This is a genomic window from Micromonospora sp. NPDC005367, from assembly GCF_040606825.1.
In the GTDB taxonomy this organism is placed as follows: Bacteria; Actinomycetota; Actinomycetes; order Mycobacteriales; family Micromonosporaceae; genus Micromonospora.
Genome location: NZ_JBEXFP010000003.1, coordinates 177,041 through 190,813, shown reverse-complemented (window position 1 = coordinate 190,813; position 13,773 = coordinate 177,041). Strand labels below are relative to the sequence as shown.

Below are 13,773 nucleotides of genomic sequence, written 5' to 3'. Positions count from 1 at the left end.
CCGAAGTGCCTGTCCATAAGGGACAGGCATGTCAGCGACGCGTGAGTCGCTGTCGCTGACCGCCGAGCGACCTTCGGTTACGAACATGTAACGACACTGGTCGCTGTCTTGCCGGCCGTTTCGGAGATTGGCTTCGATGACTGCAACACGAGTTGACAACACGAGTTGCAAGCACGGACAGAAGGGAACCGCGAATGCTTGGAGGACGAAGACTCGCCCACGGGATCGTTGCCGTCATGGCGACTGCGCTCGCCGTCACGGCAGTCGGCGCACCACCGTCGTCCGCGTCCGGACGCCACCACGCGCAGCCGGTCAGGCTCATCTTCGACACCGACTTCGGCGGAGACGTCGACGACGCCGGCGCCGCCGCGATGCTCAACGCGATGCAGGACGACGGCAAGGTGCGGGTACTGGCGATGATGACCAGCAACCTGACACGTTGGGCCGCCCCCGGGCTCGATGCCATCAACACGTACTACCGCAACGGGAACATCCCCATCGGTGCGCTCGAACCGGGCTACGACGACCCGGAGAACAACAACCTCTCGACGTACGCCGAGCACCTCGCGAAGTCCTTCCCGAACGACGTGCGGGACTCCTCCCGAGTACTCGAGGCCGTCGACCTGTATCGGAAGATCCTCGCCAAGCAGCCCGACCACAGCGTGGTGATCGCCGTGGTGGGTGGCCAGACCAACCTGGCCCAGCTGCTGGCATCGCGTCCCGATCACCACAGCAGGCTCTCCGGGGCGCAACTGGTGGCGAAGAAGGTCCACCACGTTGTCGCGATGGGCGCCCAGTTCCCAACCGGTTTCGAGTGGAACATCCGACTCGACCCGGCAGCGGCCGCCACCGTCGCCGAGCGCTGGCCGACGCCGGTCGTCTACAGCGGCTTCGAGGTGGGCGACAGCATCTACACCGGACGGCAACTGTTCTTCGGAACCCCGCCGGCCAATCCGGTCCGGGCCGCCTACGAGCTCTACGTCGGCTTCGGGAACAACCGCGAGAGCTGGGACATCACTGCCGTCTACTACGCCGTGCTCGGCGGGAACGGGATGTTTCGGCGATCCGAGCCGGGCGTCGTCAACTTCGCCGCGGACGGATCGAACAACTGGACCCCCAAGCCGGGCGCGAACCGCTTCTACCTCGAGACGACCGCCCCGGACGGCGAGATCGCCGGTGTGCTCGAGGAATGGATGGTCCAGCCACCCGAGTCGGGGCGCCACCGGCACGACGGATGACCTTCCGAGCGGACAACCGTCGGTGCCCGGCCCGGTGCCACCGGCGGCCATGACTTGACACGGCCGTGCGGTGAGGGGGTCCTCGCCCCCTCACCGGACCGGCTCCCGCAGGTACGCAGCAGGGAGGACCCGGAATGTACGGAGCGCGACGAGTTACCCGAACGATTGCGGTCGGGGCGGTGGCCGTCTGTGCGGCCACTGCCCTGGCGGCGCCACCCGCCCCCGCCGCGGCGAACGGGCCCGCCCCGATCACGCAGGCTGCCCACACCTCGGCCACCGCCGGTGCCACGGCGGTGAGCGGACCCGGAGACAGGCTCTCGCTGAGCAGGGAGACGTACGCCGACCGGCTCCAGGCCATGTGGCTAGCCGAGTGCATCGCGAACTGGACCGGACTCCGCACCGAGCTGCAACGGTCCAAACTCCCCTTCTACACGGACGACGACTGGGGCACCAACCAGGGGCAGGGCGGTGCGCCGATCGACTTCGTCATCCAGGACCCCTGGGGAGCCGATGACGACACCGACATCGAGTACGTCTACACGCACCTGATGGCCAACGTCGCGGGCAGCCCCTGGTTATCACCCGAGCAGATCGCCGATGGATGGCGGCGGCACATCAACGACTTCATCTGGGTATCCAACGCCCGCGCAAGAGGACTGATGGAGCGCGGCATCGTGCCGCCGTCCACCGGAATGAACGTCGCGAACACCGACTCCCTCATGATCGACGCGCAGCTCACGACCGAGGTGTTCGGTGCGGTCGCCCCCGGTCGGCCCGACCGTGCCCTACAGCTTGCGGACCTGCCGATCCGCACCACGGCGGACGGCTACGCCACCCACATCTCCCAGTACTACGTGGCGTTGTACGCCCTCGCCCCCGTCGTCGACCAGCGGATGACCGGGCGCGACCAGGCGTTGTGGTTGACCCGAGAGGCGCGTAGGTACGTGCCGAACACGTCGAAGGCGGCGGACATCGTCGACTTCGTCCTTGCCGACTTCCTGGCCAACCCGGATGTGAACGACTGGGAGATGACCCGCGACCGGATCCACCGGCGTTACCAGGTGGACGCGGCGGAACACGGCTTCATCTACCGCGCCGACGTCGAGGCGGCGATCAACTTCGCCACGGGAATCATGGCGCTTCTGTACGGGCAGACCGACTACCGGCGCACCATCCAGATCGGGACCCTGTCCGGCTGGGACTCCGACAATCCCACCGCCACCCTGGGTGGTCTCATCGGCCTGATGCGAGGCACGGATCACATCCGGGCGCAGTTCCCCGGAGTCACTCTCTCGGACCGATACAACATCAACCGCACCCGCGACAACATGCCCGACTACCTGCCGGACGATGCGCAGGCCGAGGACACCTTCACCATGCTCGCCGGCCGCATGCTGCCGCTGGTGGACGAGATGGTCCGCTCCGGAGGCGGCACGGTCTCGACCGAGGGGTGGGCCATCCCGACGGTCCCGGCCCCCGACCCTGAACGCCTCGCCAGCCTCGCCGGCGCCAACCCCGCGGTCGACCTGTACCTGCGCAGTGCCAACAACCAGGTAAGACGCGCCGGCGGCAAGGTTCAGCCGACCACTTCGGCGACCGGAACGAGCGATGGTGGCGGGCGTCCGGATCCGGCACTGTTCGCCGACGGGCGCGAAGCGAACTTCTCCGGTGACGAACCGCGGCAGGATGCCAAGTTCTTCACCGGACGCATCGACGGGCCGCTGACGTTCGCGGTGACCTACGACCGGCCCGTGGAGGTCGACACGGTGCGCTTCATGGGAGGCGACACCACGGAGACCGGCGGCTGGCTGAAGTCTGCCCGGGTCGAGTTGCGAGGGCTCGACGGCCGATGGCAGAAGGCGCCGTCGAGCGTCGTGCAGCTGAGCAAGCTCGGTAGCGAGCAGCCTTACCAGATCGTGGATTTCGCCCTCGGGCGTTCGATGCGAGCGACGGGCGTGCGGGTGGTCGGAGACCTCGGGGAGAGCGAATACGCGAGCGTCGCCGAGGTCGACGCGCTCGCACCTGCCAAGTCCCGCGGAAGCGGCGTCGTCGACTCGCCCCTGGTGGTCACTCCCGCATCCGCCGCACTCACGCCTGGTGCGAAGCTGAGGGTCGCCGTCACCCTCCCGCACGGCGGGGCACGCCCGTGGAACGGCCGCCTCACGCTCGACGCGGACGGACTGCGGGTGTCGCCGAAGAGCGTGGAGTTCCACAACGTGCGACCCGGCGGGCAGGCGTCCGCAGTGTTCCAGGTGCAGGTGCCGGAAGGTACGCGCACCCTAGGGCTCCGGCACCTGACCGCTGAGGCGAGCGTCGCCGGGATCGACATCCCGTCCACCACCGGAGTGGTCTCCGTGTTCACCTTCGGTGACATCCGTCCCCTGGTGGCCACCGCCGGACGGGGGAACAGCATCCGGCTGGACTGGCAGCCGGCCGACGCCGGGAAGGGCCTCGTGCGATATCGGGTGTACGGGTCGTCCGACCCCGGCTTCGTCGTGGGGCCGGCCACGCTGCTCGCGGAGGTCGACGACACCTCCTTCACGCACACGGAAACCGGGTTGAACGAGACCTGGTACTACCGGGTGATCCCAGTGGACGACGGCGGCGTCGAGGGAGCAGGTTCGAACCTCGCCTCGGCCACCACTGGTTCCGTCTTCATGATCGAGGCGGAGTCGTTGACACCGCCGGCGAAGGCGACCGCGCCGTACCAGATCCAGGGCGACTGCTGCGGCGTGAGCTGGTCCGACGGCCGGCAGCTCTGGTTCCAGGCGGAAGGGGTCGGTGACCGACTCACTCTGCGGTTCGAGGTGCCGCAGTCCGGCCGTTACGACCTGATTCTCGCGTACACCAAGGCCTGGGACTTCGGGATCCAGACCCGGACGCTCGACGGTGAGCCGCTCGGGGAGGCCTACGACCATTCGACATCCGGGGATGTGGCGATCGATCGCCAGACCTACGGTCCGGTCGACCTCAGCGCCGGGACGCACGAGATCAGCTTTGTCGTAACCGGCAAGCAGGCGACCTCGCCGCGGTACGGCTTCGGGATCGACACCATCGAGCTGGAGCCGCATTCAACGGTGAGGTGACCGGAGAGTCCGCGTCCTCGGGGCGCTCGTACCGTCAGGTACGAGCGCCCCGCTCGTCGATGCGGCGCTAGTGCGGTGTCAGGGTGGGTCTGATCCGCCGGCGAGACTGCTCACCAGATAGGAGTTGCGCGACTCGATCAGCCGACGCAGGTACCGGTGCAGCAGCGCCTCGGTGAGCAGCCACCCGAGCACGCCGTACGGGGCAGCGAAGTCGATGACGTCACGGCACGACGGCGACGAGCGGCTCCGGTCAGGACTTGAGCTTCGGTCACCCACCGGCCCGAAGTTGTGACTCAGGTCACCATCCATGAACTTTTGCGCGTCGTTCACGTCTGGAGCCTCCGGATAACCCTCGCATTCCTCTAGGAGAACGATGCGAACAGTTCGCAACATATCGGCGCTGGCACTCGTGGTGCTGGGCGTCTCGGCGGTGGTGCCCAGCGGCACACCTGCCTCCGCGCAGCCCCGGGCCGCGAAGCCGACGACCATCCCGGCGGTGGCGAAGCCGGCGACCGTGCCCGCGGTCGCCGCCAAGCCCCGGACGATCACATTGGTCACCGGCGACACCGTCCACGTCAGCGCCGTGAACGGCCAGACGGCCGTCGACGTGGTGCCGGGCAAGGGACGGGAACGGATCCCGTTCATCACCCACAGCGCCGGCGAGGACGTACGGGTCATCCCCGCCGACGCCGTCAACCTGCTCAACCGGGGCAAGCTCGACGAGCGCCTCTTCGACATCTCGACGCTTGTCGAATTCGGCTACGACGACACCCGGGCCACCCTGCCCCTCATCGTCCAGCACGGCAGCGCCGAACCGGCCGGGTTGGCCGGCGCCCGGAGCACCCGGGAGCTTCCCGGGCTGAGCGCCGTCGGGGAGAGCCGCACGGAGGCCGTCTCCTTCTGGAACGGCATCACGTCCACCACGGGTGGCACCGAGCGGCGCCTGCGGGCCGGGTTCGACAAGATCTGGCTCGACGGGCTGCGCCAGCCCACCCTCGACGTCAGCGTCCCGCTGACCGGGGCGCCGGAGGCCTGGCAGGCGGGCTTCACGGGAGCCGGCGTGAAGGTCGGCGTGGTCGACACCGGCGTTGACCGGACCCACCCCGACCTGGCCGGCCGCGTCGCCGCCGCGGAGAACTTCACCGCCGACCCGGACGCCCTGGACCGGGTCGGCCACGGCACCCACGTGGCCTCCACCATCGCCGGCGGCGGCGAGGCGTCGCAGGGCCGCTTCAAGGGCATGGCACCCGGCGCGACCCTCTACAGCGCCAAGGTCTGTGTCGAGGAGGGTTGCCCGGAGTCGGCGATGTTGGCCGGCATGACCTGGGTGGCGCAGCAGGGCGTCAAGGTCGTCAACATGAGCCTCGGTGGCCCGGACAGCCCGGAGACGGACCCGATCGAGGCGGCCGTGGCCGACCTCACCCACCGCTACGGCGTGCTCTTCGTCGTCGCCGCCGGCAACGACGGCATGGACGGTGAGTCCACGGTGGATTCGCCCGGCAGCGCTGCTGAGGCGCTGACGGTGGGAGCCGTGACCAAGACGGGCGAACTGGCCGAGTTCTCCAGCCGGGGTCCGCGCGCGGGCGACGCCGGTATCAAGCCGGACATCACCGCGCCCGGCGTCGGCATCGTCGCCGCCCGCAGCGCGACGTCCGACCTGTGGCCGTACGAGGAGAACCCGCAGTACACCAGCATGAACGGCACCTCGATGGCGACTCCGCACGTGGCCGGCGCGGCGGCGCTGCTGACCCAGCAGCACCCGGACTGGACGCCCGAGCAGATCAAGTCCACGCTGATGGCGGCCGCGAAGCCGAACCCCGCCATCGGTGTCTACGAGCAGGGCGCGGGCTTCCTCGACGTGGCACGGGCGACCCGGCAGAGCGTCACGGCGAGCCCGGTCAGCGTGGCCTTCGAGCGGACCACCACCGCACAGCAGCGCACGATCACGTACGCGAACAGCGGCTCCTCCGCTCTCACCCTGGCCGTCTCGCTCGACGCCAAGGACGCCGACGGCGCCCCGGCGGGGGCCGGCCTGTTCAAGCTCAGCGCCTCCTCGGTTACGGTCCCGGCGGGCGGCACGGCCACTGTCACCGTCACCGTGCAGGCCGGCACCGACCTGCCGGATCGCTACTTCGGCGGTGAGGTGACCGCCAGCGGCGACGGCGCGCAGGTGCAGACCCCGGTCGCGCTCGACATCGCCCGCAGCCAGCTGACGCTCAAGCTGGTGGGACCGGACGGGGGAGCGCCCACGAGCGAGCAGGGCTGGGTGACCCTCCTGACCGACCTGGACCGGCAGACCGTCCTGCAGCTCACCGATCCCGAGACCACCACGTACCGGATCCGGGCGGGCCGCTACCTGGTCCAGACCTACATGCAGACCAGCGACGCCCGCTTCCCGCAGATCACCTCGCTGGTGCGCCCGAGCCTGGACCTGACCAGGGACCAGACGCTCACCATGGACACCCGCCTGGCGAAGCCGATCGCGGTGTCGGTGCCGAACCCGAAGGCCTCCCTGGTCTTCCCCGAGGCCGGCTGGACGATCCGGACCGAGCAGCCGCAGATCTGGGGCAGCAACGACCCGTTCGACGTGCTGATGAACCTTCCCTTCGATCACCTGCGGACCGCGCAGATCGGGGCCGGCAAGACGCCCGGCTTCGTCTCCTACGTCAACGGGATGTGGGGCCAGGTGGCCCAGGACGGCAGCCTGCACAACAGCCCGTACGCCTACCGGGTCTACCTCTACGAGCCGGAGAGGATGATGACCGGGCTGACCCGCAAGCTGCGCGCGGGTGACTTCGCCACGGTCCGCTCCCAGGTCAGTGCGGACGTTGCCGACGTGCCGGTGTCGCGGCTCGCGTTCGCGCACGCACCCGGGAACTCGGCGATCCACCGGTCGTCCGACGGGCGCCAGGCCCCGCCGAGCTTCACCTACGACGTGCCGAGCACCATCACCGAGTACTACAACCAGGACAAGAAGGCGGTGTGGCAGTCGGTCGCCGGACAGCAGGGGTACACGTACTACGAGTCGCCGTGGACCAGCTTCAAGCCCGGGCACACGTACACGGTGAAGTGGGCCAACGGGGTGGTCGGGCCGGTGTTCCCGGAGCCGAACTTCGGCCAGCAGTACGCCACCCGCTACTGGGGCGACACGATCGGCGGGCCGGGACCGCTGCACGGCGACGGCGCCGGGCACATGGGCTTCCGGCACGTCATCGGTGGCAGCGTGCAGGTGGACGTCTACCGCAACGGCGTCAAGGTCGGTGACGCGAACCAGGCGCCGTGGGCCTGGGACGTGCCCGCGGAGGAGGGCGACTACCGGCTGACCGCGAGGTTCCAGAGCGACCCGGCGTTCACCCTGTCGACGGTCGTCGACGCGGAGTGGACCTTCAAGTCCGGGCACGTGAGCGACGGCGACCTGGTGAAGCTGCCGATGACGGCGATCCGGTACACCCCGGAGCTCGATCTGGACAACCGGGCCCCGGCCGGGCGGCTGTTCGCGATCCCGATCTCGCTCGACCGTCAGGTCGGGGCGGCGCCGGGTCACACCAAGACCCTGACCGTCGACGCGTCCTTCGACGACGGCAAGACCTGGCGGAAGCTGACCGTGCAGCGCCGTGGCGAGAAGGCGGTCGCCCTGGTGCACAACCCGACCGGCCACGGCTTCGTCTCACTGCGCGGCGCCGCGACGGACACCAGCGGTAACACGGTCAAGCAGACCATCATCCGCGCCTACCGGTACTGACGGTCGGTCCCGGACGCGGTGCCCACCGGCGCCGCGTCCGGGTCACCGGTGGTCGTGGACTCGTTCGACGGCGGCTTCCCGCTCGGCGACGTCGTCGTGTTCCTCCCCGAGCTCCACGGCGTAGGCGCGCAGCAGGTCGTGCATCCGCCACCGGTCCCCGCCGGGCTCGATCAGCAGCTGCGCGCCGAGTTCGGCGAGCAGGGTACGGGCGGAACGCGGCGACAGGCCGCCCAGGGCGGCGGCCGATTCCACACTCACCTCACCGCCCGGGTGCAGGGGCAGCAGCCGGAAGAGTCGAGCTGCCTCGGGAGACAGGGCCTGGTACGACCAGGAGAAGGCCGCCGTCAGATCGGCGTGCGTGTCCCCGAAGCCGGTGAGCCGACCATCGGCCTCGGCCAGCTCGGCGGCGACCGAGGGCAGGCTGAGCCCGGGCCGGCCGACGCTGCGGGTGGCGACCAGCGCCAGGGCCAGCGGCAGTCGCCCGCACCGCATGACGATCTCGTCGATGGCGGCCGGGTCGGCGGCCGCCGCGTCGGCGAGGCGGCGGATGAGCAGTTCGCGTGCCTCGTCGCTGCTCGGCAGATCGAGGTGCACCGGGTGGGCGCCGGCCGGACCGCGCACGCCACTGATCCGGCGGCGGCTGGTGGTGATGACGAGGCTGCCGCCGGTACTGGGCAGCAGGTGCCGGATCTGGTCCCGGTCGCGGCAGTTGTCGAGCAGGATCAGCATCCGGCGTTCGGCCAGGATGCTGCGGTAGAGACCGGCCTGGGCGTGCAGCTCGTCCGGGATGGCGCTCGGCGCGACGCCGAGCGACCACAGGAAGCCGCGCAGCGCCTCCGCCGGTGTCATCACCGAGTCATCGGAGTCGAAACCGCGCAGGTCCGCGTGCAACTGCCCGTCGGGGTAGCGGGTGGCCAACCGGTGCGCCAGGTGCACGGCGAACGTGGTCTTCCCGACGCCGGGCATCCCGTCGATGACCAACGTGCTGGCTGGATCCGCGGCCAGCAGCTCCTCCACGGCGGCCAGGGCGGCCCGGCGGCCGGTGAAGTAGGGATGGTCGGCGGGCAACTGGGCCGGCCGCGACAGATCCGGTTCGGCAGGTGGCCATGCTTCGGCCTCCACACCGCCCGGTGGCGCGCCGGACCGGGTGAAGGCCGGGCGGTTGATGGTGGCCTGCGCCCGGGCGGGTGCCGCTGCGGGCGGCGCGAGGGCGGGTGTGGCGGCGTACGGTGACCCGGGGCCGGCGGCCGGACCGTGGTGGCGGAGCAGGGTGTCCCGCGCCGCTCGCAGGTCGACGCCCGGCTGGATGCCGAGTCCGTCGGCGAGCCGATGCTCGATGTCGGCGTACGCGGCGAGCGCCTCGTCCCGTCGGCCGTCCGCGGCGAGCGCGAGCAGCAGCCTCGCCTGAAGCGCCTCGTCCAGTGGCTCGTACTCGGCGGACGACCGGATCGCGGGCAGCACCGTGTGGACGTACCCGGCCCGTAGGGCGGCGTCGGTCGCCGCCCGGGCGGCCGCGGACCGCTCGCCGTCGACCGCGACGAAATCCGGATGGGTACGGCCGCCGGCCTGCAGGCCCGAGGCGCACCTGTCGCGCCACAGGGCCAGCGCCTCCCGGTACAGCTCGACGGCCGGCTCTGCGGAGCTGCCCGCCGCCTCGGCCACCAGGCGCCGGAACCGCAGCAGGTCGGACGACTCCCCGTCGATCCGCAGCCGGTACTCGGCGCCGTCGCGGATCAGCACCGAACCTGCCGTCCTCGTCGGCAGGCCCGGCTCGAAGCGCCGCCGGAGCACCCCGACGTGCCGGTGCACCACGTTGACCGCGCTGGGCGGGGGATCGGACTCCCAGAGCAGGTCGACCAGTTCGGCGACGCTGACCGCGCCGCCGGCCCGGACGAGCAGCAACGCCAGGATCAGCCGCTGCTGCCGGGTGCCCAGGTCGATCTCGGACTGGCCGCGCCAGGCCCGGATGGGGCCGAGAACTGCGAAGGACAGCGGGCTGGTCATCGTGAGGCGATCCAGGTGGGGCCGGTTGCCGGGATCGTCACAGCGTGGCAGGACCCGCACCCCTGACGGGGCCCGCGCCGCGGCGATGTGAGCTGGGACTCTGCCGACCGGCAGAGTCATCCCTGGTCAGGCCGCGTTGAGACCGCTGCGCAGCGCGCGCAGCGCATAGTGGGTCCGGGACTTCACCGTGCCGATCGGCAACCCCAACCGGCCCGCCACCTCCTCCGGCGACCGGCCGACCAGGTAGACCTCGGAGAGCAGGCTGCGCTGCGCCGGACTCAGGCGCCCGAGCGCGTGCCGCATGGCGTACGACGCCAGCGCGCTGCCGGTCGTGTCGTCACCAGCCGGAATCCAGGTCATGTCGACGAGGTGGACCTCGGCCGGACGGCCCCGCCGCAGCCGGGCACCGTCGATGACGAGCCGCCGGGCGACGGTGAGCAGCCACCGGCGGGCGGCCTCGGGTTCGGCGGGTACGGAGTCGAGGTGTCGCCAGGCCCGCAGCATCGTCTCCTGGAGCAGATCCTCGGCGGCCTGCCGCTGGCCGTGCGTCAGCAGGAGCAGGAGGCGCAGCACGGCACGGGCATGTTCCGCGTGCAGTGCGGTCATGCGCTCGGCCCGGCCGGCCGGCGGTTCATCGGGTGCCCGGAGCAATGTCTACCCCCACAGGCAGGAACAACGGCGAGTCGAGGCCCGAGCCTAGGGACGTGGGGTGAGGTTGGACTGACGTGTGAGTGCGAATCGAGTGCCGTCGCCGATCGCGATCGGTCACGGACGCGACGTGACTGCCGCCAGCAGGCCGGTCAACCGTCGGCCGGTGCGGGTCTGGGCGTACGGGATCAGGGCCAGCGCCTCCCGCCACGCCCTCACCGCGGCGTCCTGCTGGCCGTCGGCGGCGAGGGCGTCGCCGAGCAGCGCCAACACCTCCGCGGCCGGCGCCGGCGCTGACGCCTCCTGGTAGGCGAGTGCCGCTTCGCGCCAGCAGTCGACCGCTGTGCCGAGCTCGTGCCGGGCGTGGTGTGCCCGGCCGAGCACCTCCCACGCCTCGGCGATGCCCAGCCTGTACTGCGCTCCGCGCGAGAGCGCCATCGCCTGCTCCGCGCAACGCATGGCCTCTTCGGTCCGGCCCAGCTCGGCGTTGCTCGCGCCCATGACCGCCAGGGAGTCGGCGAGCAGTTTGTCGTCGCCGACCGTCCGGGCCGATCCCAGCGCCGCGGAAACCGCCCGGACGACTTCTTCGTGCCGCCCCTGCGCGCCCAGGATCATCGCCCGGTTGATGTTGGCCCGGATCAGCTCACCGAGCAGGCCGAGCCGGCTGAGCAGCTCGACCGCCTGGTCGAGATGCCCGAGCGCGGTCTCGTGTTCGTGCCGGAAGTAGGCCGCCCCGGCCAGGCTTCGGTGCATCCGGGCCTGCCCGACCAGGTCGCCGCCGGCACGGGCGGCGTCGAGGGCCACCTCGCCGGTCGTCGCCCAGTCGACCCAGCGGCCACTGAGGTCGAAGAACTGCTGCATGCCCAGGGCGAGCTGCCACGCCTCGGTGTGCCGGCCCTGCCGGGCGGCCCGGCCGACCAGCGCGGTCAGGACCTGCCGCTCGGCGGCGAACCAGCGCATGGCGTCGCGCTGGTCGGCGAAGCGCAGCGGGGTCTCGCCCGGCCCCGGCTCGATCATCGGGTGGTACTCGGAGGTCAGCAGCCGCCGGTGTGCCTGGTAGCTGGTGGCCCGATAGAACTGCAGGCAGCGCAGCTCCGCGGTGGCGCGCTCGGCCGGGCTGTCATGCTCCTCGCCGAGCTCCGTGGCGTAGGCCAGCAGCAGGTCGTGGGTGCGGTAGCGGCCCGGCCGCTCCTCGCTGATCAGGTGCGCGCGGCTCAGCTCGCCGACCAGCGCCCGACCGGTGCGCAGCGAGACGCCGGCCAGCCCCGCCGCCGCGGCGACCGAGATGTCAGGGCCGGGATGGATCGGCAGTAGCCGGAAGAGGCGCGCGGCCGGGACGGAGAGCGCCTGGTAGGACCACGAGAAGACGGCCCGCAACCCGGTCTGCGGGTCGTCGCCGTCGAAACCGTCCAGGCTCGCGGGCGCTTCGGCCAGCTCGGCGGCGATCTGCGCCGGTGATGTTCGCGGCCGGGCCGCCGCGTGGGCGGCCACCACGGCCAGCGCGAGCGGTAGCCGCCCGCAGCGGGCGATGATGGCGTCGATCGCGGCCGGGTCCGCGGCGACATGGACGTCGCCGAGCGGGCGCAGGAGCGCCGCGCGGGCCTCGTCGAGGCTCGGCAGACCGACCGGCAACGGGTGCGCGCCGGCCGTGGTCAGCAGCGTACTGAGCCGAGTGCGGCTCGTGACGATCACCAGACAGCCGGGGCTGCCCGGTAGCAGGTGCCGGATCTGCTCGGCGTCCCGGCAGTTGTCGAGCACGATCAGCAGGCGCCGACCGGCAAGGCTGCTGCGGTACAGGCCGGCCTGCGCGTGCAGCTCAGCGGGAATCCCGTCCTGCGGCACCCCGAGCGAGCCGAGGAACCCGCGCAGCGCCTCGGTCGGGCTCATCGCCGGCTCTCGCCCGTCGTATCCGCGCAGGTCGACGTAGAGTTGCCCGTCCGGGTACGCGGCGGCGAACTGGTGCGCGAGGTGAACGGCCAGGGCGGTCTTGCCGATCCCGGGCATCCCGTCGATCGCGAGCACCGTCGGTCCACCCGGGCGGGTCACCAACGCGCGGGCCTCGGCGACGAGGTCGTCGCGGCCGGTGAAGAAGGGCAGGTCCGGCGGCAGTTGCGCGGGCCGGGGGAGCGGTGCCGGCGAGACGGGACGCGCGGACGGGGTGCGTTGGTGCAGCAGCCGGTCGTACGCCTCCCGCAGTTCCTCGCCCGGATCGATGCCCAGCTCGTCGTCGAGCCGGCGGCGCACCACCCGGTACGTCTCGACGGCCTCCGCCTGGCGGCCGTCGGCGGCCAGGGCCAGCAGCAGCCGGCTCTGTAGCGACTCGTCGAGCGGGTGCAGTTCCGCGGCCTGCCGCAACGACCCCAGTACGGCACTCATCCGGCCGCAGCGCTCGGCGGCGTCGGCGGCCTCCCGCACGGCCTGGGCGCGTTCGGCTTCCACGGCGAGGAACGCGGGATGCCGGCGGGAGGCCGGTTCCAGGCCCGCGGCGCACCGGCCGCGCCACAACCGCAGCCCGTCGAGGGAGTGCCGCAGCGCCGACTCCGGATCGCCGTCCCGCAGCCGCCGGCCGGCGAGCCTGCTCAGTGACCGGAACTTCAGCAGGTCCAGCGACTCCTCGTCGACACGTAACCGGTAGCCGGAGAGTTCCCGGGGGAGGTACCGCCCCGCCGACCGGGTGGGCAGGTCCGGCTCGAGCAGCCGGCGGAGCACCCCGACGTGCCGGTGTACGACGTTCGCGGCGCTGACCGGGGCGTCGTCGTCCCAGAGCAGGTCGACCAGTTCCGTCAGGGAGACCGGTGAACCGGCCCGGGCCAGCAGCAACGCGAGCACGAGGCGCTGCTGGCGGGCACCCAGACGCAGTTCGGCGCCGGCGCGGACGACTCTGACCGAGCCGAGCACCGAGAAGCCGATCGTCTCGTCCACCTCCGCCCGCACAGCGGAAACGGTAACCGGCCGATCCGCATCGAAGCCCGCGGCCACTGGACCGGGGCGAACGCCGGAGGTGGGGGGGGGGGGGCGGGGGGGGCGGGGCGGCACGGCGGGGCGGGGGTTGTGG

Annotated in this window: 7 protein-coding genes; 3 read left to right on the top strand and 4 right to left on the bottom strand. The window is 71.4% G+C overall.

Annotation, left to right across the window (positions count from 1 at the left end):
* The first annotated feature begins 236 nt into the window (after positions 1–236).
* Both ABZS42_RS03545 and ABZS42_RS03540 read left to right on the top strand, forming a co-directional pair.
* Positions 237–1,238 carry a nucleoside hydrolase gene (locus ABZS42_RS03545; RefSeq protein WP_355142174.1) on the top strand — a complete coding sequence of 334 codons (1,002 nt, stop codon included), beginning with the start codon at positions 237–239 and terminating at the stop codon, positions 1,236–1,238.
* 293 nt (positions 1,239–1,531) lie between these two features.
* Complete coding sequence (locus tag ABZS42_RS03540) at positions 1,532–4,324, top strand: ADP-ribosylglycohydrolase family protein (RefSeq protein WP_355142172.1); 2,793 nt, start codon at positions 1,532–1,534, stop codon at positions 4,322–4,324.
* Positions 4,325–4,402: 78 nt separating this feature from the next.
* Here ABZS42_RS03540 and ABZS42_RS03535 read toward each other — a convergent pair whose 3' ends face one another.
* On the bottom strand, positions 4,403–4,654 hold the full coding sequence (locus tag ABZS42_RS03535) for a hypothetical protein (protein ID WP_355142170.1): 252 nt from the start codon (positions 4,652–4,654) through the stop codon (positions 4,403–4,405).
* 43 nt (positions 4,655–4,697) lie between these two features.
* Between ABZS42_RS03535 and ABZS42_RS03530 the strand changes: the two genes are divergently transcribed.
* Complete coding sequence (locus tag ABZS42_RS03530) at positions 4,698–8,066, top strand: S8 family serine peptidase (protein WP_355142168.1); 3,369 nt, start codon at positions 4,698–4,700, stop codon at positions 8,064–8,066.
* A 42-nt stretch (positions 8,067–8,108) separates the two neighbouring features.
* On the opposite strand, the gene ABZS42_RS03525 is transcribed toward ABZS42_RS03530, so the two are convergent.
* The 3 genes from ABZS42_RS03525 to ABZS42_RS03515 all read right to left on the bottom strand — a co-directional run bounded on the left by ABZS42_RS03525 (position 8,109) and on the right by ABZS42_RS03515 (position 13,652).
* Positions 8,109–10,070 (bottom strand): BTAD domain-containing putative transcriptional regulator, encoded by a 1,962-nt coding sequence (locus ABZS42_RS03525; protein WP_355142166.1) that lies wholly within the window; start codon positions 10,068–10,070, stop codon positions 8,109–8,111.
* Between the two features lie 126 nt (positions 10,071–10,196).
* A complete protein-coding gene (locus ABZS42_RS03520; RefSeq protein ID WP_355142164.1) occupies positions 10,197–10,676 on the bottom strand; it encodes a sigma-70 family RNA polymerase sigma factor in 480 nt (159 codons plus the stop codon).
* A 159-nt stretch (positions 10,677–10,835) separates the two neighbouring features.
* Positions 10,836–13,652, bottom strand: coding sequence for a BTAD domain-containing putative transcriptional regulator (locus tag ABZS42_RS03515; protein ID WP_355142162.1), 2,817 nt, complete (start codon positions 13,650–13,652; stop codon positions 10,836–10,838).
* Positions 13,653–13,773 lie beyond the last annotated feature (121 nt).